Origin of the sequence: Shewanella sp. AC34-MNA-CIBAN-0136, from assembly GCF_040309945.1 — a bacterium.
Taxonomy (GTDB): Bacteria; Pseudomonadota; Gammaproteobacteria; order Enterobacterales; family Shewanellaceae; genus Shewanella.
The window spans coordinates 238097-260433 of the sequence record NZ_JBEOPJ010000002.1 but is presented as its reverse complement, the minus strand read 5'-3'; the positions used below and the strand labels follow the sequence as shown (position 1 = coordinate 260433).

The 22337-nt window shown below is 41.7% G+C and carries 15 protein-coding genes and 1 riboswitch; of the genes, 11 read left to right on the top strand and 4 right to left on the bottom strand.

The window, feature by feature from the left end:
- Positions 1–262: 262 nt before the first annotated feature.
- A complete protein-coding gene (locus tag AAEY94_RS02810) occupies positions 263–826 on the bottom strand; it encodes a mechanosensitive ion channel domain-containing protein (RefSeq protein WP_101086216.1) in 564 nt (187 codons plus the stop codon).
- 150 nt (positions 827–976) lie between these two features.
- Here AAEY94_RS02810 and AAEY94_RS02805 point away from each other — a divergent pair, with 150 nt between their 5' ends.
- The 9 genes from AAEY94_RS02805 to AAEY94_RS02765 all read left to right on the top strand — a co-directional run bounded on the left by AAEY94_RS02805 (position 977) and on the right by AAEY94_RS02765 (position 14857).
- Positions 977–1720 (top strand): spermidine synthase, encoded by a 744-nt coding sequence (locus AAEY94_RS02805; RefSeq protein WP_350977066.1) that lies wholly within the window; start codon positions 977–979, stop codon positions 1718–1720.
- 243 nt (positions 1721–1963) lie between these two features.
- A complete protein-coding gene (ahpC, locus tag AAEY94_RS02800) occupies positions 1964–2533 on the top strand; it encodes an alkyl hydroperoxide reductase subunit C (RefSeq protein WP_101086214.1) in 570 nt (189 codons plus the stop codon).
- Positions 2534–2646: 113 nt separating this feature from the next.
- Positions 2647–4212, top strand: coding sequence for an alkyl hydroperoxide reductase subunit F (gene ahpF, locus AAEY94_RS02795; protein ID WP_350977063.1), 1566 nt, complete (start codon positions 2647–2649; stop codon positions 4210–4212).
- Positions 4213–4687: 475 nt separating this feature from the next.
- Entirely contained in the window at positions 4688–6289 is a 1602-nt protein-coding gene (locus AAEY94_RS02790; protein WP_242445111.1) for a methyl-accepting chemotaxis protein, read from the top strand.
- A gap of 349 nt (positions 6290–6638) precedes the next feature.
- Entirely contained in the window at positions 6639–10358 is a 3720-nt protein-coding gene (locus AAEY94_RS02785; protein WP_350977059.1) for an ATP-binding protein, read from the top strand.
- Positions 10358–11011, top strand: a complete 654-nt coding sequence (locus AAEY94_RS02780; RefSeq protein ID WP_162022246.1) for a condensin complex protein MksE — start codon at positions 10358–10360, stop codon at positions 11009–11011. The genes AAEY94_RS02785 and AAEY94_RS02780 overlap by 1 nt, the downstream gene beginning before the upstream one ends.
- Complete coding sequence (locus tag AAEY94_RS02775) at positions 11008–12228, top strand: phosphoenolpyruvate carboxylase (protein WP_182743532.1); 1221 nt, start codon at positions 11008–11010, stop codon at positions 12226–12228. Before AAEY94_RS02780 ends, AAEY94_RS02775 begins: the two co-directional genes overlap by 4 nt.
- Positions 12216–13208: a DUF7281 domain-containing protein gene (locus AAEY94_RS02770; RefSeq protein WP_192115409.1), complete on the top strand. Its 993-nt coding sequence runs from the start codon at positions 12216–12218 to the stop codon at positions 13206–13208. The genes AAEY94_RS02775 and AAEY94_RS02770 overlap by 13 nt, the downstream gene beginning before the upstream one ends.
- Positions 13209–13597: 389 nt before the next feature.
- A complete protein-coding gene (locus AAEY94_RS02765; RefSeq protein WP_101086208.1) occupies positions 13598–14857 on the top strand; it encodes a dicarboxylate/amino acid:cation symporter in 1260 nt (419 codons plus the stop codon).
- 204 nt (positions 14858–15061) lie between these two features.
- Here the strand turns inward: AAEY94_RS02765 and AAEY94_RS02760 are convergent, their stop codons facing one another.
- Complete coding sequence (locus AAEY94_RS02760) at positions 15062–16273, bottom strand: hypothetical protein (protein ID WP_192115410.1); 1212 nt, start codon at positions 16271–16273, stop codon at positions 15062–15064.
- A gap of 206 nt (positions 16274–16479) precedes the next feature.
- Positions 16480–17472, bottom strand: coding sequence for a class 1 fructose-bisphosphatase (locus AAEY94_RS02755; protein ID WP_101086206.1), 993 nt, complete (start codon positions 17470–17472; stop codon positions 16480–16482).
- Between the two features lie 172 nt (positions 17473–17644).
- On the opposite strand from AAEY94_RS02755, the gene AAEY94_RS02750 reads away from it, so the two are divergent.
- Positions 17645–19942 carry a S9 family peptidase gene (locus AAEY94_RS02750; protein WP_350977051.1) on the top strand — a complete coding sequence of 766 codons (2298 nt, stop codon included), beginning with the start codon at positions 17645–17647 and terminating at the stop codon, positions 19940–19942.
- Between the two features lie 89 nt (positions 19943–20031).
- On the opposite strand, the gene arcA is transcribed toward AAEY94_RS02750, so the two are convergent.
- On the bottom strand, positions 20032–20748 hold the full coding sequence (gene arcA / locus AAEY94_RS02745) for a two-component system response regulator ArcA (RefSeq protein ID WP_011636021.1): 717 nt from the start codon (positions 20746–20748) through the stop codon (positions 20032–20034).
- Positions 20749–21430: 682 nt separating this feature from the next.
- On the opposite strand from arcA, the gene AAEY94_RS02740 reads away from it, so the two are divergent.
- Positions 21431–21910 carry a DUF3293 domain-containing protein gene (locus tag AAEY94_RS02740; RefSeq protein WP_101086204.1) on the top strand — a complete coding sequence of 160 codons (480 nt, stop codon included), beginning with the start codon at positions 21431–21433 and terminating at the stop codon, positions 21908–21910.
- A gap of 240 nt (positions 21911–22150) precedes the next feature.
- Positions 22151–22325: riboswitch (Lysine riboswitch) on the top strand.
- Positions 22326–22337 lie beyond the last annotated feature (12 nt).

Genomic DNA, 22337 nt, shown 5'->3' with positions numbered 1-22337 from the left:
CGCTCTGTTTAAGATCACTATTTCTAGGTACTAGGTCGCTTCGCGGCTAGATCCTATAAAATCTTAGCAGCGAAGCAGTCCCATCCTTGAGCGCAGCGTTCGCTTGTTATCGCTTGTTATCGCTTGTTATCTCTTGCTATCGTGTCTGAAACAGCCCGTAGGCGCGCTATTCCTAGACCCTTGAACTCTGTCACTTCTGGGCATGCACAATCTTGTATTTCGAGGTCGTTTGGGTATAAACCATCAAGTGGCTGCCTGGGGATTACTTTAACCACCGCGCTCGGTTTGCATTAATCTTCGCTTTAGTTTTGTTGCTTGTTGAAAGCGCGCTTGATGTTCGTGGTTCGGGTAATTTAATCACCGCTTTTTGTAGCATTAAGCTATTAGGGTAAGTCATTACATCGCCGATATCTCGTTTGATCAATACGTGAAACAAACTGATTTCAACAATAATGCCACTCATATCTTCTTCTTTATCAACAATTTTTATTCGATCGCCAATACGATACGGAAATGCAAAAAAGATTAATACACCAGCAGTGATGTTGCTCAATATCGACCATTGAGCAAATAGCGCCACGCCTAATACCGCAAAGGCTGAAGACACAAATAGCGACACCTCTTGATAGCCTAACCCTAATGACACCGCCATGACGGATATCGTCACAAAAAACAACAAATAAGAAATCAAACGAGTAATTAAACGGCTACGAACCTCACTGACTTGTTTCTTTTCAGCTTGCAAATGGATCCATTTATTAACCTGACGTTGGGCAAAAAAGAACACCGCCAAATAAATAAAGATCATCAATAAATGGTTAAACATGTCAATTCCCTATCTCGTAATGATAATAAAACATTGTGTTACATACGCTATTTGACGCGAACTTCGGCCAGCATTCTGGGGTATAATAGAGTTTTAAAGTAGAAAAATCTTGCTGTCATATATTAAGCAAGACTCCTCACTGAGTGAAGTATGTCCGATTATAAAGTATTGCACGTCGACGGTGATAGATTTGGTGATTTTTGTGTACTCGACGATGGCGATTATCGGGTTTTGTCATTTGGTGATAATGATGAACAAAGTAAAATGGATAAGAGCCAACCACATGTACCGCAACATACCTATGTTCAAGCCATGTTGGCTGTGTTGTTATTTTCGCAACCGAAAAGTGTCATTATTTTAGGCTTAGGAGGCGGGGCATTAGTGCATTCTCTGAGGCATTTTGATGCGGCAATTAAGATTACCGCCGTTGAATTGCGCCAACAAGTTATTGAAGTCGCTAAGCGCTTTTTTCAATTACCCTTGAGTAAAAAGCTCACTGTATTACATCAAGATGCGTATGAGTTTTTAGCCCAAGCAGAGCACAAAAAAGTAGATGTCATTTTTGCCGATATCTACAGTGACAAAGGCGTAGATAAACAACAACTGTCTACTCAATTTATTGAACAAACAAAACAGCTGCTCAAAATCGATGGTTTTTTAGTGTTAAATTGCTGGAAAGAACACAGCCGTGATTTACAGTTACGTGACACACTTCATGCACATTTTAACCAAGTCTTTGCATGTTTAACTGGCGGCGGAAATTGGGTGGTGTTTGCCACTAATAAAGCGAATTGTTTTTCTGCTGCTAATAATAAGCAGGAGCTCCAAACGCTTTCACAAAAACTTGAAATTAATGTCAGTCGCGTACTGACAAGATTTGGTCCTTGGGAATAATTCCCGCCTGTAAGTATCATTAAGCAAATACCGACCTATGTCGGTATTTGTTTTTTTACGCTCTAGGATTTATCTAACCAGATAGTTCAACATGAAAAACCGATTAAGGTGATAGTTTTTATCCGTTATACTTAATTGGTGTCGATCGCTATTATGACTACATCAGATGACGAGCACAGTTTGTTTGCCATCACCGAAACCATATTGGTATCGGGTTTAATGTAAATCTAAATGGAGCATGACATGACACAATCTATCATCAATAGCACTATCAAACCTTTCAAAGCAACTGCATTCCACAATGGTGCTTTCGTTGAAGTTACCGAGCAAGATTTATTAGGCAAGTGGGCAGTAGTATTTTTCTACCCAGCTGACTTTACTTTTGTATGTCCAACTGAATTGGGCGACATGGCTGACCATTATGAAAAGTTACAAGCAATGGGCGTTGAAGTTTACTCAGTATCAACTGACACTCACTTTACCCACAAAGCTTGGCATTCAAGTTCAGACACAATCGGCAAAATTACTTACCCAATGATTGGTGACCCAACTGGTGTTATCACTCGCAACTTTGGTGTAATGATTGAAGAAGATGGTTTAGCACTTCGTGGTAGTTTCGTTATCAACCCTGAAGGCCAAGTTAAAGTCGCTGAAATTCATGACCTAGGTATTGGCCGTAGCGCTTCTGAACTAGTTCGTAAAATTCAAGCTGCACAATATGTTGCAACTCACGATGGCGAAGTATGTCCAGCTAAATGGCAGCCAGGTGAAGAAACATTGGCTCCTTCAATTGACCTAGTGGGTAAAATCTAACCACTAGGTTTACCCTTAGGTTAGTAATATCATCTCCAGCTAGTCGGTGTTCCCCCCGGCACTGACTAGCACTTTTAAAATTATCGATTATTACCCATTTTTTAGGAGTTGTTATGTTAGATGCGAATGTAAAAAATCAACTGAAAACCTATCTGCAAAACCTCAAGCGCCCAGTTGAACTTGTCGTATCTGCAGATGACTCAAACAAAGGCAAAGAATTAACCAGCCTAGCCCAAGACATTATTGACTCATCAGACTTAGTTTCAGTCACATATCAACAAGGTCAGCGTACACCAAGTATGAGTGTGATCAACCCACAAGCTGCAACCAACATTACCTTTGCTGGATTGCCAATGGGTCATGAATTTACCTCACTGGTGTTAGCGCTATTACACAGCGGCGGACATCCGATTAAGTTGGATGCGGACATCATTGAACAAATCCGCCAATTGCCTGGTGAATTCCATTTTGAAACCTATATTTCGTTAAGTTGCCAAACCTGTCCTGAAGTGATCCAAGCACTGAATATGATGGCGGCAATTAACCCAAATATTACTAACGTGATGATTGACGGTGCGCTTTTCCAACAGGAAGTGAGCGATCGCAATATCATGTCAGTTCCATCAGTATTTTTAAACGGCGAAGCCTTCTCTGTAGGTGCTATTAGCGTTGTTGAAGTACTGAATAAGTTAGATAAAAATGCTGCAGGCAGACAAGCTGAGCAGTTAAACCAAAAATCAGTTTTTGATATGTTAGTGATTGGTGGCGGCCCAGCAGGTGCTGCAGCGGCAATTTATTCTGCTCGTAAAGGGTTAAACACCGGTATCGTAGCGGAGAAATTTGGCGGCCAAGTTGCCGAAACCGTAGGTATTGAGAACTTTATTTCAGTGTCTAAAACCGAAGGCCCTAAACTAGTTGCTAACCTTGAAGCCCACGTTAAGGATTATGAAGTCGACATTATGCAAAACCAACGAGCGTTGAGTTTAGCTAAAAATGGCCTGCTTGATGTGACCTTAGAAAGTGGCGCAACGCTGCGCAGTAAAACGATAATTTTGGCAACTGGTGCACGTTGGAGAGAAATGAACGTTCCTGGTGAACAAGAGTACCGTAATAAAGGCGTAGCGTATTGCCCACACTGTGACGGCCCATTATTTAAAGGTAAGCGTGTTGCGGTTATTGGTGGCGGTAACTCTGGTATTGAAGCGGCTATCGACCTTGCTAACATCGTTGAACACGTCACCGTACTTGAGTTTGACAGTAAGTTACGTGCCGATGAAGTGCTACAGCGCAAAGCTAAATCAATGGGTAACATCACCATTATTACCCAAGCGATGACCACTGAAGTCAAAGGTGATGGTACCCGTGTAACCAGTTTGATCTACACTGATCGTGCGACTGGTGAAAGTAATACCGTTGTCTTAGCCGGTATCTTTGTTCAAATTGGTTTAGTTCCTAATACTGAATGGCTAAAAGGTGTGGTTGAGATGACCCCTCGCGGCGAAATTATAGTCGATGAGCGTGGCCAAACATCTATCCCTGGTGTATTCGCCGCAGGTGATGTAACCAATACCCCGTTTAAGCAAATCATTATTGCTATGGGCAGCGGCGCAACAGCATCACTGGGTGCATTTGATTATCTCATCAGACATTCAGAAGAAGAGGATGTAAAAGCTGCATAGCAGATTGTAAGATTTGTTATACGTGGTTTTATATCAACCACCGAATAAAAATAGCCTGCATTTTGCAGGCTATTTTTTTGTATTTTCATTTACAACCTTACATTGTATGGATTGGTTGTTTATCAATAACGGATAAAGAAATTGATATATTAGAAAATTTTCAAGTATATTGAACTTAGGTCGATAGCCTTTACGTACACCTTTACGTAAATATAAAAATAGATAGTCATTTACACATGAGCTTTATCTCGTTAGATAGTATTTTTATAACAATAAAATACTATCAGCTGTAGTGAATTGACTAAGGGTTGATGTTAAACGGTATCCGTCGCAACACAATAATAGCCTCAAGGATTGAGATTCGGTATCACGGTTCTCAATAGCAATATCTCTGTAGTTGTATTGATAAGCTCTACATTTGTTTTATCTTCATTTGATTATCGCTTGGGGGCGGAATATGAATTGGTTTAGTAACATGTCAATCTTCAAAAAGGTTGGATTGATTTTTGTTTTATCGGTTATTATTTTTGCCGTTAACCTTGGTATTAGCACCGTTGCGATTAATAAAAATCGCGACACCTTGTCTTTCATGGAAACCAAGGTGGCAAACCGGGTTGAACTTGCAAACCAAAACGTCATTTATGTACAACGCTTAGATGAGTTATATACCCAAGCGGTATCGTTTGCAGATGAAGATTTGCTCGAAAACGCCAATAAAACGTTTGTTTCACTTAACGAGAATTTAACCGACTTATCAACTACCGATCAGCAAGAGACTGCCGCTTTATCGCAATTATCTAACAGCCTCAATGAATACAATACCATGACACTGTCATTGGCAAGAGGCATGCTTGATGGCACGATCGATATGGCAGATGTGGGCCAAATCAGTCAGAAAAAAGCTAAGATTTTCGATAAACTGACCAACGGAATTACTGTTTATAAAGCCGACAAAGTGGATGAGTTTAGCTCTACCATTAAAGAGGCTGGCGACCGTTCAGAGCAAAGTTTATATCTTTCATTTAGCATCGGTATCGCATTATTGGTGTTTATGGCGCTTGCTACTATTTCGATTGCTCGTTCCATCAGTGGTTCTGCTGGTGATGTGGCAAGTTCATTGGGTGAGTTAGCAGATGGTAAAGGTAACTTGCGTCATCAATTGACGGTTGCAGGTACTGATGAACTAGGACAAGTATCAAGCAATTTTAACCGTTTTTTACGTTTATTGGCGGACTCTATACAACAAGTCGTCAGTGTTACCAGTCCATTATTAGACAGTGCGTCATCGTTAAAAGAACGTATGGCTGTTGCGACTAAGGCAACCAAGCAACAAAGCCACGATGCTAAAGCCGTGCATATGTCGATGGAAGAAATGCGCCACTCGGTGAATGACATTTCACACAGTGCCCAGCAAGCGGCAGAAGCGGCACAAGTTGCTGAGCGAGAAGCGACAGAGGGCTTAGCTGTAGTACAACGTACAGTGAGAATTTCTCAAGAACTCAACTCAGGTATTGAGTTGGCATCGAACTCAATTCATGAGTTAGCTAAAGACACCGAAAGTGTCGGCTCAATTTTGAACGTGATTACCTCTATTGCAGATCAAACAAACTTATTGGCGTTAAATGCGGCCATTGAAGCCGCTAGAGCGGGTGAGCATGGACGTGGTTTTGCTGTTGTTGCTGATGAAGTTCGCGCACTGGCGTCTAAAACGGCAGACGCGACTAAAGAAATCCGTGGCGTATTAGAAAAGCTTAAAATCGCAGCTGAATCATCGGTGAGCACCATGGATGTGGCGATTACTAAGTCATCAGAAAACGAGCGTTATGCTAAAGACACCGGTGAAGTATTAAGCTCAATTCAATCTAAAATTGTCAGTATTAATAGTATGAATACTCATATTGCTTCAGCGACTGAACAACAATCTTTGGTAGCTGCACATGTGGCGAATAATGTGATTGAAATGAATGCATCATTTGAACAAACACTGGGGATTCTTGCCGAAGTGCAGGGCATTTCAGAAGGGTTAGACGGTTTTGCTAATGAGCTTAACCACGCGACCTCACAGTTTAAATTGTAATATTGCTGACAATTCAGATCCAAATGTGAGTGGTACACGATAAAAAAACGCACAGAGAAATCTGTGCGTTTTTTATTTTATCCAGCACCAAAAAGCCTTCTGCTCCGCAGTGTTTATCCTCTCTGCCTGACGACATATGTTGCACATAAACAGTTTCTGGCTGTTTGCTGCATTGTTAGCCGCCATTTTTGAATTATTTAGCGTATTATAAAGCCAATTTTTGTGGGGGAAAATTGCCTCCAGCCTGCGTTTGTTTTACTTTATTTAAATTGAATAAATAGACGTTATTTTTTCATCCGTATTTTGCTTCTTTGTCACTGCAATGTGAGCTGTTTGGAAAAGGATTATCATGCCAAGCTTGATTAGAATCGTGTTAATTAATACCCACCTACCCGGTGTGGTCGAACTGTTATTAAATGGTCACACTAATATTTGTGGTACCAATGCCTCTGGTAAAACAACCTTACAACGGTTAGTGCCGGTATTTTATGGCGAGTACCCTAGCCGTGTGGTGCCGTCAACGCGTGACAGTTTCGAACGTTGGTATTTACCCCATGACTCAAGCTACATTATCTATGAATATCAAAAAGATGATGGTTTACTTTATCAAGCGGTTTTAGCATCAGCGGGTGACGGTAAAGGGGTAAATTACCGCTTTATTGGCCGTGCTTTTGAGTTAGAGCATTATATTAAGTCGCGTAATGGCGACACCATCATTTGTCATTCAATGGCAGAGTTGGGCCGTGAAGTAAAACGTGATGGCGTAGCCCATACAAACTTGTTAAACACTCGCGAGTTTCGAGCGATCATCCAGAACGATCGTAGCTTATTAAATACCGGCAGTAACCGCAATGAGCTGCGGACTTACGCGCGTCAGTTCTCGTTGTGTGACGGCGAACATAGCTTGCGTCATATCGAAAAACTCGCTAAAGCCGTGCACTCGAAAGAGGGCAAAATGGAAACGGTTAAATCAATGATCGCAGCCATTTTAGAAGAAGATGGGGTAAACCCACCGACGTCTAGACTGAATCCACAACGAGTAGAAACGTGGATCCGTGAAAGTCAGCTGGTGCAAGGTTTTGAACAAATCCGCCCCGAATACGAAAAGCTCGAACAAGAATTTAATCAGCTATTAAGCGCAGAGTTACGCTTAGCCAGTTTATCGCGCGGTTATCGCGCTGACGAAACCTTAGAAGCTGAGCGCCAAGATCGTAACCAAACTCATGGTAAAGAACTAAACCTTAAGTTGCGTTTATTAGATGATGAGTGGAAAGATGTTCGTGATGAGTTAAACCAGGAATTATCTGCCGCTAAAGGTGACGCTGGCAAATTTGAAGATGAACTCAATGCCATTGAAGACCAGCATGCTGCTTTTTTAGATGCCGACATTGAACAAGCCAAAGCTGATTTAGATAATTTGCCTAATTGGCGCAGTGATGTTGAAAACCTTAACGAGCGTCATAAATTACAAACCGAAAAACACCAAGATATTGAAGCCGCCTTTAATGCCCGCCGTAGTAAAATTGCTGAGCAATTACATCGCGAACTTGAAACGCTACATCTTGAGCAAGACACCCAACGTGAAGCGCGTGATAAGCAACGTGAGCTTGCCAATGACGATCTTGCTAAACTAGAGCTGCAATGGCGTGAACAAACTGATGCTGGTAAAGCTAAATTTAGCGAACAAGAATATCAACTTAAATTAACCGCTGCCGAGCTTAAGCATCAAGTTGATGGTGTGACTTACACCGAAGATGAAAAAATGCGTTTAGCGATTTTCGATGAACGCATAAGCCTAGCTGATGAAGAGCAAGAAACCTGTAATCAAAAGGTCGATCGTTTAACCACAGAAGAGCGTAAACAACGGGCTAAGCGCGACCAAGCTAACGAAACGCTGCGTATATCCAGTATTCGCGTTAGTGACCGAGAAAATGCCAAAGAAGAACTGCACCATATGTTGTTCCCACAGTCGCATACCTTGTTGGAGTTTTTGCGTAAAGAAGCCCACGGTTGGGAGCACACCTTTGGTAAAGTTATCGCGCCAGAGTTATTGCATCGCAGCGATCTACACCCAAGCCTAACCAAAGACAGCAGTGAAGCATTATTTGGGGTTAACCTCGATCTTAAAGCCATTGATGTTCCAGAGTATGCTGCCACAGAGCAAGATTTACGTATTCGTTTAGCTAAAGCAGAAGAAGCACTAAAAAGTGCGCAAGAAATGCATGCCGAAGCGGAAGATCAACTGGTTGCTATGAATACGGCGCTCGATAGCATCACCCGCGAACTGACCTTTGCCCGTACAGCGTACAAAAATAGCCGTGAAGATTTACGCCGTCTGTTTGACGAGAAGCGTAACGAACAACAAAAAATCAATCAAGCTGTGGCAGATCGTAAAGCCGATTCGAGCAAGCGATTAGTACAACTTGATAATGAACTTAAGCTGCTTAGCAATCAGCACCTTGGTTGGTTAAGCGAGCAAAAAGAGCAGGCGCTTGAAGCACGCATGGAAAAAAATGCCTATTGGCAAGAAGTGGTTGGCGCCATTGATAATCAATTAGGTCAGATTAAAGCCAATATCGAACAACGCCGTGCAAATGCTAAAACTGAGCAAAAAGCAGGTGAAACCTGGTACAAAAATGAGCTTAAGTCGCGTGGTGTTGATGAAGGCACCATCTTGGCGCTTAAAAAACAGATCCGCGATCTTGAAGCCTGCATCAGTAATGCTGAACAACGCCGCAGTGAAGTGCTGCGTTTTGATGATTGGTATCAACATACCTGGCTTGTTCGAAAGCCTAAAGTGCAAACGCAATTAACTGATGTTAAGCGCGCTACGCTGGAATTGGAGCAACTGCTAAAAGCGAAAACGGCAGAAATAAAACACCGAAGAGACAGCTTAGAAACCGAACGTAAAGCCTGTGATGCAGCCCAAGTAGAGGCGTCTGAAAACCTCACAAAGCTGCGCGCCGTGATGCGCAAGTTAGCTGAGCTCAAATTGCCAGCTAATAACGATGAAGCGATGGGCAGCATTGGCGAGCGTTTGCGCCAAGGCGAAGATTTATTGCTAAAGCGTGACTACTTAATGGGTTCTGTTAAACAATATGTTGAACACTTTGACTCGGTCATTGCCAGTAAATCTGGTTCAAGTTTGGCCGAATTTTGGGAGCGGGCCCGTGATGAGTCGAGCTTTGTGAACGACAAAGGTATTCGCCTTCTCGACTATCGCAAGTTAGTCCCACAGCTTGAGCAGTTACTCAATGTGATGGTGCCGCAATCGTTAATGGCGATTCGCGAACAAGGGCGTATTTTTGGTATCGACTTAACCGCATTCTATGATGTATTAACCGATATTGACCGCCGTATTGCCAGCCAAAGCGCGCGTATTACCCGTGAAGTGGGTGAAGAGCTATTCCTCGAAGGAGTATCAGAGTCGGCAGTGCGAATTCGTTCACGTATTAGCGAACTTGAGTTTTGGCCTGAACTTGAAGTGTTTGTTAAAGCCTTTAAAGCGTGGAAAGCAGATGGTTTCAGCCAACTACCGGACGAGCATTACACTAACTCAATGCGCCGAGCATTAGACATTATTGGCCGCGCAGCATTAACCGGCGGTATTGCGAAACTGTTAGAAATAGAACTGCGTTTAAAAGAGGGTAACAGCGACTTAATTATTCGTACCGACCGTCAGTTAAACGAGTCTTCAAGTCATGGTATGGCGTACCTTATTTTATGTAAGTTCTTATTGGCCTTCACCCGTTTATTGCGCGGCAAAGCCAATGTCACGATCCATTGGCCAATTGATGAGTTAGGTACGCTACATCACACTAACGTGAAGAAAATCTTCGATGCCTGTGAGAACAACAATATCAGTGTATTAGGGGCTTTCCCAAATCCTGAATCTGAAGTGCTAAGTCTATTTGCTAACCGTTACATCATTAATAAGCAAACTAAAAAGCTGCAGGTCGTTAAACCTAAAGCCAATCCGTTAGCGGCCCGTTTATCGCAACGTAACACTAAAACCGAAATGCCTACGGCGGAAATGACTCGCGCTGAAACTGCTAAGGAGCACATCTAATGTCTGAATCGACTGAAACTATCTTAGTAGGTACTGGCGCATTAATAGAGCAATTGTTGCGTGGTGAGTTTATTTGCCGAGTGACCAATGAAGACGGTTGGCGGGCATTAAAAAACAACAGCACTCGCGACAGAGTTGAAACCTACCTTAACCAAATTAATCGCACCATTGCCAGTGCTGGTGAGGGTGAAGTCTTTTTTTGTGGTTATTTGCAGCTCGGCGAAGTTGAGCGCAAAGTTATTTCATCGCAATTTAAAGATATTTGCTCAGGCCTTATTCCATTAGTGGAGTGGCTGGTATTAGTGCAAGAAGCCAGTGGCCAAGATGCACCGCTGAGCGAAGGCGCGCCGATCCGCTTAACCGATTTACAAGCGCGTATTGAAGACACGCCAGCTTTTAGAGAGCAACTCACTAAGTTGAGCCATTACCGATTATTCGGTTCAAGCAGTACTAACGTTGACGGCCAAATTAAGTTGGTGTTTAAGCGCTTAGTGGAACTGGGTTATTTAACCAAACCCAATAGTGAGAAACAGATTTATATCGCCACGGGTAAGTTAGATTATCTATACGAAGTTATCCGCTTTATTGATGAGACCGAAGGCTTAAGTCTTGAGGCTCAGGCAGAAACCGCGACCCAAAGGGACTTGATATGAGCAGTAACTTACACCAAGCCGGGGTAAAGCTGCTCAAACAACTTGGGCGTCATGCCGATGTTGTCATGGATGCATATTTGGCAGGATCGGTTAACGACACTGCTCATGATGCTGGCGTTATCGAAAAGCTGAAAAAAAGTGGCATTTTATGGCGACCAGAACCGGATCAAGAACTGCGCTTAAAGCGTTCGGTGCGGGCATTATTGGAAGAAGCATTAAGCGACGAACGTAATCGACAGATTGATGCCAACGTCGGCTCCGCGCTAGCCACAATAAAAACCTTAGCCGATCATTATAAAGAGGCGCGCCGTGATGTGGATTTTAGTGCTGCAGAAGCCTATTTAGCCGATTTAAATGAACATGTGTATAGCTTTACCGACAGTTTACGTTATTCAATTCGGGTGTTATGGAGCCGAATTAACAACGAATTTGGTTATGTTGGGACTATAAGTGCCAAAATTCGCGAAAACGAGTTAGCCCAAAGCCAGGTGTCAGAGCTACTAAACGGCTTAGAAATGTTTCAATTTAGCGAGTTAGGTGAAATTGCTGGCGATATTCGTGAACTGCGCCGTTTGTTGATGACCAGTTTGCAAGAAACCTTAAGTCAATGTACCCAAGAGTTGAGTATTGTCCAAGCGAGATTGTATGAGTTACTTGGGCGATTTAGGCAAATACAAGGGCGCACCCGATTACTAAAAGGTTGGTTACTGCACACCAGCATGCATCCTGATTATCAACCTGAAAACCATGTAGTGCATAAAGCAGTACCGGTATTATTTAATTGTGCTGAGGCGCTGATAGCCCCTGCAAGTGTTGATGTGTCTAACCCTCATCACGAACTAGAACTGATGGGGTTAGTGGCACAAGTTAAAGCCATTAGTCGCGACTCATTACCAGCGGCATTGCGTGAGCATAATGTGACCTTTGAAATGGGTGACAGTGAGGATTTTGATATCCCTGAAAACCCCCTTAAAATAGCCGTGGATGAATATTTTTGTGAAGTGATTGATTCCGGTTTACGTCAATCGGCATTAAGCTATTTGCAAGAGAAGCAATTAACATGGGATGCTGAAAGTTGGCTTTATCAAGTCATTGGCGGTTATGAAGGCCTAGCCGATGAACATAAAAATTATTTTGAGCTTGAACCCATAGGAAAACCCGATCCGGTTTATAGCGGTAACTTTATCATTAACGATGTTGAGTTATGGCTAGCCTAAGCAAAAGACAGTTACAGCTAATGGAACACGCGGCAAAGCAGCGCTTGCCGCGGGTGAAGTTCACTGCCGATTGGAAAAAATTGTATCAATTGTGGCAAATAGGTGAGACCGATGGTACTGACAAATACCTGTATTTGACCGCCAACGATTATGTTTTACTGCGTAACATGGCCCAAATTGATTCGGGTTTAGATATTCTGGCCCTTGATTTTGATGTGCCCCGCCAGCAGATGTCACAACTCAGTGCTAATGAGAAATACGCTAATATCAGCCCTGAAGCTGACTATGTATTAATTAAGCTGGCACCTAGTTTATCTCAAAGCCTAGAGACTGATTTAGCGTCAGGTTCAGTTGCCGATTTATTATCTGTACATAATTGTTCACTGCGGTTAAAGGTCGACAGTGCAATCGCGCTTTGTCAGCGACTCAATCTAACGAACCTCATCGTGGTCGAAAATCTCGACAGTTTTGATCACTTTTTTGCCAACTTATTTACCTCAGAGTTACAGGCCTTCATCAATAACTGCATGGTGTTGTATCGAGGTAGCCATGACTATTCGCCAGCAGGCCGAAAGCGTTTTTTACACTTACTTGAATCACTCAATATCAATGTCATTGGCTTTACTGACCTTGATCCAGCAGGGTTAATGATTGCCAATACCCTTGAGTCTTGCTGCAGCATAATAGTGCCGCAACTTGCACTAGCGTCGCCAGATAAGTTATTAGCGTTAGCCCAGATAAATTCCACGGATGATTTTCATAAACAACACAAGCAATGGGCTTATCTTAATAATTTGTATCGAGATGCACATTCTGGCGATAAATCAGATTCTCAATTTTCCGCTTCATCAGTAATATATAATCCGCAATGGTTAGCGTTAGTGCAATGGCTCGGACAACATTGCGTGAGCATTAAACAGCAGCACATGTTAGCTAAATCGATGTCACTGACGTTGCTTAATATCCACTGTTCAGAATAAAACCACTCTTCATAATAAAAAAATACTACGCCGATTTATTAAACCGAGTTGAGCTCACTTAACCGCCAAGTAAAACCTTCAAATTGATTGTTACTCTCGCTGTCTGCTTGATTTTTATCGCTATACGCACAGATTTTAGCCGTTTCCGTCCTAAATCTATTACTGGTTATACCATCGTTAGTGATTAACTAAGTCTATAATCTATTGTTATTTTTAGCTTTTATATTGCATGCTTGTTAAGCGACGATTAAGTCATCACTTTTGTTCATAAGGTGATTGAAATATATTGCGCAATGTCTCAGTATTTCAGCGCTCGAAAAGAATAAGCACCAGGATTGGTATAACAATAATTAGCAACAGAAGTTGCCATTTCGAAGGGAAATTTATAGATGACAAAATCACTTTCAGCACGGATCTTTATCGGTCTATTTTTTGGGGTTCTGCTTGGTAGCATGGTGCAGTTTTTACTGGCCGATAATGCTTTTTTTGGTGGCACGTTAGTTAGCCTAGCAAGTGGTATTGGCACCATGTTCGTCAATATGATTATGATGCTAGTAGTTCCACTGGTGTTTGTGAGTATTGTGTGTGGTGTGTGTGAGTTACAAGATTTAAAAAGCTTTGGTCGTTTAGGGGGTAAAACCTTTGGGTTTTATATCATTAATACCATGGTCGCGATTTTAGCTGCTTTTACCGTCGCAATGATATTTGAGCCCGGTAAAGGCGTGGATATGTCGAGCAACGGTTCACTGGATATTACCGCGACAGAACTGCCTGATTTAATGTCGTTAATTGTGAGTATAGTACCAAACAATCCGTTTTCAGCTTTTACCTCTGGCAATATGTTGCAAGTGATTTTTATGGCGCTATTAATGGGCGGTGTCATTAAATCAATGGGGCAATCGGTTGAGGGAGCAGTTAAAGGATTTCAAACCGCCAATAAAATCATGATGCGCTTAATTTCAGTGGTAATGAGTTTAGCGCCATACGGTGTATTCGCCTTAATGTTTAAATTAGGCGCAACCTTAGAACCTGAAATTTTTGTCAGTGTTGTTGAATATTTAGTGCTTATTTTGGCTCTGCTATTGATTTGGATTTTTATCGTATATCCATATTCGGTCAGCCTGTTCACTCCTATTTCAGCGAAGACTTTCAGAGAAAAAACTCAAGAACAAATTCTCTTTTCATTGTCTACCGCTAGCTCAAACGCCACTATTCCGGTAACCATGCGTACCCTTACTGACAAGCTAGGTGTGAGCAAAGCGGTGGCTGGTTTTGGTGTGCCACTGGGTGCAACCATGAACATGGGCGGGGTGTCGATTTATATTACTATTGCGATTTTCTTCGTTGCGAACGCCTTTGGTATGCCAATCAGTAATGATCAAATTCCATCGTTATTGTTTAGCGTATTTTTACTGTCGGTGGGTGCTGGTGGTGTTCCTGGTGGTGGAATGGTGATGATTGGGGTATTGATTTACCAATTAGGCTTACCAGCAGAAGCATTTGTGATTGTTGCTGCATTAGACCGTATTATTGATATGGTGTTAACCTCATGTAATGTGGTCGGTGATACTGCGGTATTAACCATTGTTGATCAAACTGAACAAGCGCATCAGCTTGAGGCTGCAAAAACTACCGCTGAGGAAGTGTAAGATCCGTTTAGCAGTATGAATAAAATGGCCTGCATAGCAGGCCATTTTTATGTCTAAGGTGTTTTTTTTAAGGCCTCATGTTTAAGGCCTTCTGTCTAAGATCTTATGTCTAAGGTCTTATGCCTAAGATCTAAGGCCTTATGTTTAAGGTCATATGCTTAAGGCTTTAAATTGACGAACCTGTTGTGTCGAATATAGTAGATGCTATCTATGCTGCATTTTATTTTCTATCTTAGTCATCAGCTTGAAAGTCGTTTTTTCTAAATCATCTAAACCGCGATGAGCGACCTGTTCATAAGAGCGATTAATATAGCGATAAGCTTGTGGGTAGTTAAACTCAATCACCTCAAGTTCAGCCAATTCATTCAGCGCCTGTGTTTGCCCGATGGGATAGTTCATCATTTGATGATATTCAATGGCTTTTTTAAACTGCTCTCTGGCTTCATCATTGCGACTTATGCGCTGGTTTATCATGCCGGCAAGCTGTGAAATATAACCCAATGTTAGCCAGTCTTTCACTTTAGCAGCATTGGTTTTGGCAATGGTAAGTACACCTAATGCTTGTTCTATCCTGTCGGTTTCGGTATAGCTTTGCGCTAATAACAATCTTAGTCTGGCTAGCTCTCGCTCATCTTGCTGATGTGTAGCTAGATCGATTGCTGCTATCAATGTGGTATTAAGCTGTTGATATTGATGTTGCTGCAATTGGTTGCTGGCTAGCAGACGTATGGCAACTAAGTTATCGGGTGTGGATTTTATGAGCTTGGATAAGTGCTGCTCAGCAGCTTTAATGTCGCTAAGTTGTAGTTGTGTCATTGCATTGAACAACAGGGGCGAACTAAGACGTGAATGGTATTGAGTTTCTGTCTTGTTATCTTGTTGATTCTGTTGTAAATTATTTTGTAAGCTGTGTTGTGGATTGAGCCGCTGAGTAATCATCTTTGCTGCAGCTGATAATACTTGCTCGATGCTTGAAGCGTTAATGACTCCTGCTTCTGTATGATGCTGCTGATGTAATGTAAACGCTAATTGATATTGATTATTGGCGCCGGTAATACTGGATTCAATCACCAATCCTGCACCAGAGACGGCCATTAATTGCTGAATGTCCACAGTTTTGCTCAAGTGGTCATTAGCGATAAGCGAGATGATATTTATAATATCTTCGGTTTGCAGTAATGGGTAACTAACACCGACATTTAGCTGATGGATAAGCACATCCATTGCGGCATAGCGATTCCATTGCGAGTCTGTGTTGTCTGTCGCGAGTTGCACCGGAAGTACTAAAATAGTGCCAATTTCTATTGCAGGGGCTTTAGTGGACATCAGATAAGCATAAGCACTCATGCTAATAAGCAGTAAGAGTAAAATAGCCGCAATATATTTTTTTTTATTCGATGGTTTGGCGGGCGGCATCGTTATAGTCCTTAATTAATATCCTGAAAATAACTTAGTGGGTATTTAAGTTATTGTAAAGAAATGATTCTTTACTGGTGCCTAATGATTCAAATTTGTATTTTGGTTAACTGTGTTTATTCGCGTCAGTTAGATCATCAATGAGCTCAACTGCAGCGCATAAATGAAAAAACCGCCAAAAGGCGGTTTTTTTACAGCATAATCAATTAATCAATTGATGGCTCTTCGCTGTAATCAATACCGTGATAGCTCAAGCAAGTATCAACTTCGTTTGCGCTACCTAAAATTACCGCAACGCGCTGATGGATTTCGGTTGGCTGAATGTCCAAAATAGTTTCATAACCTGTTGATGCTTTACCGCCAGCTTGCTCAACTAGTAATGCCATTGGGTTGGCTTCATACATTAAGCGTAACTTAAACGGTTTGGCTGGGTTTTTATTGTCTGTCGGGTAAGAGAAAATCCCACCACGACACAATACCCGATGCACATCACCTACCATTGCAGCAATCCAACGCATATTAAATGATTGCTCTCGAGGTCCTATTTCTCCGAGTAATAAATCGGCAATATAGGTTTGCATTGGTGCTTCCCAAAAACGCTGGTTTGACATATTAATGGCAAACTCGGCGGTGTCCGGGGTTATTTGCACGTTATTGTCGGTCAGAAGAAACTCTTGGCTGTCTGGAGCAAGAGTATAAAACTGAGTGCCTTGACCAGTGGTTAGCGCCATCATGGTTGATGGGCCATACAACACATAACCCGCAGCAACTTGTTTGCGGCCAGCTTGTAAAAAGCTTTGTTCGTTTAACTCTCCGGTAGGTGCTGGTAATACCGAAAAAATAGTGCCCACTAATGAGTTGATATCGATATTTGATGAGCCATCGAGTGGATCAAAACACACTAAGTATTCACCTTTAGCGTTCACCTCAACCACATAATCTTCTTCTTCAGACGCTAAACCACGTACATTGCCATCGGTTTTAAGGGCATCTTTAAGCATGTCATTGGTGATCACATCCAGTTTTTTCTGGGTTTCGCCTTGAATGTTTTCTTGCTCTGTTGCACCCAAAACACCCGCTAATGCACCGTGACGAACCGCACCACTAATGGCTTTTGAGGTGTCAGCTAAGGTTAATAGTAGTTGTGTTAAAGACGCGTTTACGGCTTGTGCGCTAAGGGTTTGTGCCAAAGTCTGCATGATTTTTCCTATGAGATTTTGCGAGGTTAAGGTCGATGTTGTTAATTCTTATCAGTTATGTGCAAATCATACCCCACAATGGCGCTAATTTCAGCGATTGTTATCTGGGGTTTTGGTTTTACTGTAAATTGAGGCAAAATGTGGGCGGATTGAATTGCCCCAAGGATTAATAATGACAATAACATGGAAGCATCATGCTTTAGCGGCAGTGTCTGCCGTGCCACTCCTTTTTACTAGCCCGGTTTTTTCAGCAACCGCTAAAGGCAGCATCATGAACTCATCAACCACCGCAACACTGACTGCGATCAACGGTAGCACTACACCACTGACCATCGAACGTATTCATGCGTCACCAGCCTTAGCGGGTTCTAGCCCACGCGGGTTGGCCTTATCGCCTAACGGAAAACGTGTAACTTATTTATCAAGCCGTGCTGATAATCAGCATTTGTATGATTTATGGCAAATGGATATCGCTACGGGTAAGCGCAGTGTACTGATTAATGCTGATCAATTAGAGGCAGGAGAACTGTCTGATGAAGAAAAAGCTCGCCGAGAGCGCCAACGAATTTATGGCCAAGGGATCATGGAGTATTTCTGGTCTGAAGACAGCCAACATATTTTAATCCCTGCTGCGGGTAAGTTGTATTTATATGACGTTGCCAGCAATAAGGTGGCTGAGCTTGCAACCGGTGACGGTTTTGCAACCGATGCGCGTTTGTCTCCAAAAGGTCACTTTGTGTCGTTTGTGCGCGATCAAAACTTATTTGTATTGTCATTGGATAGCCAAAAAGTAACGGCACTCACCACAGATGGTAAAGGGCCAATTAAAAATGCCATGGCAGAGTTTGTTGCCCAAGAAGAAATGGACCGTATGACAGGCTATTGGTGGGCGCCCGATGAGTCTGCAATTGCCTTTACTCATATTGATGAATCCGGTGTGGAGTTAGTGACTCGTAATGAAATTTACGCCGAGGGGATTAAATTAACCGAGCAGCGTTACCCTTATGCAGGTAAAGCCAATGTTGAGATCGCACTGGGTGTCGTGACCTTAAAAGATCGCACTATTAGCTGGATTGATTTGGGCAAACAAAAAGACATGTATTTACCTCGCGTAGATTGGCTACCCGACAGCCAGCATGTGTCGTTCCAATGGCAAAGCCGCGATCAACAAACGCTGGATTTACGCATTGCTGCAATCTCTCAGCCGACACAAGCTAAAACGGTGATTGAAGAGCGCAGCAAAGCATGGGTAAATTTAAACAATGATTTACACTTCCTAAAGCAACAAGCGGCCTTTATTTGGGGCTCTGAGCGTGATGGATTTAATCATCTGTATTTATTTGACTTACAAGGCAAACAACTTAAGCAATTAACCCAAGGTGATTGGGCTGTTGATGCGCTTGAGTATGTCGATGAAGCAACGGGTTGGGTATATTTTAGCGGTCGTAAAGACAGTGTTGTTGAACGTCATTTGTACCGGGTTAATCTTAATAAGGGCATGGATTCCATTGAGCGAATTAGCCAAGCATCGGGTATGCATGAAGCTGTATTTGCGGATAAAAAGCCCGTTTATTTAGATTACTTTAGTAGTTTACAGCAGCCGCCGCAGATAAGTTTACACAATGATTCTGGCAAGCAGTTAGCTTGGGTTGAGCAAAATAACATTGATAAAAATCATCCGCTTTATGATTATGCTGGTTTATGGCAAATGCCTGATTTTGGTCAATTAACAGCTGAAGATGGTCAAGCATTACAATACAGACTGTTTAAACCGGTGCCTTTTGATGCCGCTAAACAGTATCCGGTTGTGGTGCGCGTATATGGTGGGCCGCATGCTCAGTTAGTGGTCAATAGCTGGAGCGAGGCAGATTATTTTACTCAATATTTACTGCAGCAAGGCTATGCGGTATTTCAATTAGATAATCGTGGCTCAGCGCACCGAGGCACGCAATTTGAACATGTCATTTATCAAAACATGGGTGATGCTGAAGTAAACGATCAAAAAGTTGGCGTTGATTACTTACGTAGCTTGCCGTTTATTGATGGTGACAATGTTGCTATTTATGGTCACAGTTATGGTGGTTATATGGCGTTGATGAGTCAGTTTAAGGCGCCGGGTTATTTTAAAGCGGCAATATCGGGTGCGCCAGTAACGGATTGGCGTTTGTACGACACTCATTATACTGAGCGTTATATGGGGAACCCGCAAACCAATAAAAAAGGTTACGACGCCAGCAGCATTTTACCTTATGTCAAAAATTATCAATCGGGCTTATTGATGTATCACGGTATGGCTGATGATAACGTTCTGTTTGAAAACAGCACTAGAGTATATAAAGCGTTGCAAGATGAGGGTAAGTTATTCCAAATGATGGATTACCCAGGGTCTAAGCATTCAATGCGTGGCGAGAAAGTGCGTAATCATTTATATAAATCATTAGCGGCATTTTTAGATCAACAGCTGAAGTAATCACTATTGTGTTAAAGGATTAACGAAAAAGCAGATATAAAAAAACCAGGTGATTCACCTGGTTTTTTATTGCGGTTAACCTTAAAAGATTACGCTTCTAAGTCACCACAAAAACGATAGCCTTCACCGTGAATTGTCGCGATGATTTCTGGCGTATCAGGCAAGCTTTCAAAGTGCTTACGGATGCGACGTATTGTCACATCAACGGTGCGGTCATGAGGCTTTAATTCACGGCCAGTCATTTTTAACAACAAGTCAGCACGAGTTAAAATCTTACCTGGGTTTTCAACAAAGTGAAGCATCGCACGGAACTCGCTACGTGGTAGCTTATAAGCTTCACCTTGTGGGTTAACCAAAGAACGGCTATTGATTTCTAAGCTCCAACCGTTAAAACGGTAATACTCAACAGAACCTTTTTCTTCAGTTTCTGCGGCAGCATTATTAACACGAGTTAATAGGTTACGAGCACGGATCGTTAATTCGCGAGGGTTGAATGGTTTAGTGATGTAATCATCTGCACCAATTTCAAGACCTAGAATCTTATCAACTTCGTTATCACGGCCAGTCAAGAAAATAAGACCGATGTTATTAATTTCACGTAGCTCACGAGCTAATAATAAGCCGTTTTTGCCTGGTAAATTAATATCCATAACAACAAGATTAATCTTATTGTCTTGCATGGCTTTATGCATTTCTGCGCCGTCGTTAGCTTCAGTGACAACATAACCTTCAGCTTCAAAAATACTGCGTAATGTATTACGAGTTACAGCTTCATCTTCAACAATTAAAATGTGCGGATTTTGCATGATATTTACCTGATTTTATAAAATTCGATTCTAGCCACTGTTTGCGAACTGTGTGCTAATAGATTGCAATAGCGCTTTAGCTAATGCGCTAAGATTCCGATATTTTTTGGTGTTTATCTATGTCTACCCTGAATTAAACACTCTCTATAAACTCTATTATGTAACACTTAACACTTAATACTGGTTACTGAGTCTGCTTACGTCGATTAATTACCACTACGCCAAGGCACGCGTTTGCACTTATTCATGATGGTGTAAAATTTGTTGCACTTAAGCTTACTTACTATGAATGCCATTTAGAAAGATAGTTCCTTCTATTGCAAACTTATTTAATCGTATTAATGTTTTATCAAATGTAGAACAAATTTAGTACGACTGTAAACTTTACATCAAAAAATCGTCACACTCACAACAACATTTGCTGAGTTTTTGAGGTGTATGTAGCTAACTTTGCTACAGTGATTTAATAGTGCGTAATGGTTATTGTACTCGTTTTAGGCATTTGTTAACAAATTAAATGTTAAAAAATTAATATAACACTCGAGTATATGAAAGATTAACCTTGCTAAGATGATAATAATTAATGGTTTTCTAATATAGTACTGCTGATTTAGATCGTAAACCTTTTAGAAATCAAACCTATCTGCTAGACTAATTCTGGCTTAATTGACGAAAATTTATTATGGAAAATGTTATAGATACATTGTGGAATGAGTATCAAAGTACTCATTTTTTGTTTACTCAACGCCTTTCTCATGATTTCCCATTTGCTATTGTTACTGCCCATAACCCCCGTGGTTCAAGACTCTCTCCTAGTCAAAATCGCTTACTCGATCGTCAGCTTCAATTTAAAATTCAACAATATAATCGTCCCTATCGTGCGTTAATCGGTGCAGCACCTGATTTGTCGCATATGGAAAAGAGCTGGGCTATTTTTATTGATAAAGAACAAGCTGTTGAGCTTGGTCGAGAATTTAATCAACATGCAATTTACTACGTTAATCAAGGTTTGCTATCTTTGATTGCATGCCTTGATAGCATCAAACCTGAAGTTGATATGGGAATTTTTAATCACCGATTAAGGATGGTGAGTGAGTTGCCAGAGATAGGTTCGTATAACTGGGTAAATAATGACGTAATTAAAACGGCACAGCTGCGATAAAATAATTAACACATTATTTTGAGACAATACTCACTAGATTGTCTCGGTAATTTGCGGTTAATTATGTTTTTTGGATATTTATGGGCATTTTTTCGTAATAGAGAACAATCATTGCTCTGAAGTCGCAGCCGCATAATATTTCACTGCAGCGATATTTTTTATCAAAACAGTGTATTTTTACTGTGTTTGCTGATTGACTTGATAGGGTATTTTTTGCTATTTTCAACTCCCTCCTTCGGGAGGAACAGAAGAGGAGCGTTAACTAGGTAGTAAGTGAGAGGATGCCAATCCGATGACCACTTATGATGGAGATTAGCGCCGAGGTATCAGTTTGTCTGGCAAACATTGATATCGGTCGATTAGGCTGAATCCTAACGATTGTCACCTATTTTTTTGGTGGAGAGCTTCTGGTGATGATTGCTGTTTC

Excerpts from the sequence above, each read along its gene's own strand:
- AAEY94_RS02765 (WP_101086208.1), top strand. The coding sequence starts at position 13,598 with ATGACAAAATCACTTTCAGCACGGATCTTTATCGGTCTATTTTTTGGG.
- AAEY94_RS02760 (WP_192115410.1), bottom strand. The coding sequence starts at position 16,273 with ATGCCGCCCGCCAAACCATCGAATAAAAAAAAATATATTGCGGCTATT.
- AAEY94_RS02775 (WP_182743532.1), top strand. The coding sequence starts at position 11,008 with ATGAGCAGTAACTTACACCAAGCCGGGGTAAAGCTGCTCAAACAACTT.
- AAEY94_RS02785 (WP_350977059.1), top strand. The coding sequence starts at position 6,639 with ATGCCAAGCTTGATTAGAATCGTGTTAATTAATACCCACCTACCCGGT.
- ahpC (WP_101086214.1), top strand. The coding sequence starts at position 1,964 with ATGACACAATCTATCATCAATAGCACTATCAAACCTTTCAAAGCAACT.
- AAEY94_RS02810 (WP_101086216.1), bottom strand. The coding sequence starts at position 826 with ATGTTTAACCATTTATTGATGATCTTTATTTATTTGGCGGTGTTCTTT.
- AAEY94_RS02755 (WP_101086206.1), bottom strand. The coding sequence starts at position 17,472 with ATGCAGACTTTGGCACAAACCCTTAGCGCACAAGCCGTAAACGCGTCT.
- arcA (WP_011636021.1), bottom strand. The coding sequence starts at position 20,748 with ATGCAAAATCCGCACATTTTAATTGTTGAAGATGAAGCTGTAACTCGT.
- AAEY94_RS02805 (WP_350977066.1), top strand. The coding sequence starts at position 977 with ATGTCCGATTATAAAGTATTGCACGTCGACGGTGATAGATTTGGTGAT.
- ahpF (WP_350977063.1), top strand. The coding sequence starts at position 2,647 with ATGTTAGATGCGAATGTAAAAAATCAACTGAAAACCTATCTGCAAAAC.
- AAEY94_RS02780 (WP_162022246.1), top strand. The coding sequence starts at position 10,358 with ATGTCTGAATCGACTGAAACTATCTTAGTAGGTACTGGCGCATTAATA.
- AAEY94_RS02750 (WP_350977051.1), top strand. The coding sequence starts at position 17,645 with ATGACAATAACATGGAAGCATCATGCTTTAGCGGCAGTGTCTGCCGTG.
- AAEY94_RS02790 (WP_242445111.1), top strand. The coding sequence starts at position 4,688 with ATGTCAATCTTCAAAAAGGTTGGATTGATTTTTGTTTTATCGGTTATT.
- AAEY94_RS02770 (WP_192115409.1), top strand. The coding sequence starts at position 12,216 with ATGGCTAGCCTAAGCAAAAGACAGTTACAGCTAATGGAACACGCGGCA.
- AAEY94_RS02740 (WP_101086204.1), top strand. The coding sequence starts at position 21,431 with ATGGAAAATGTTATAGATACATTGTGGAATGAGTATCAAAGTACTCAT.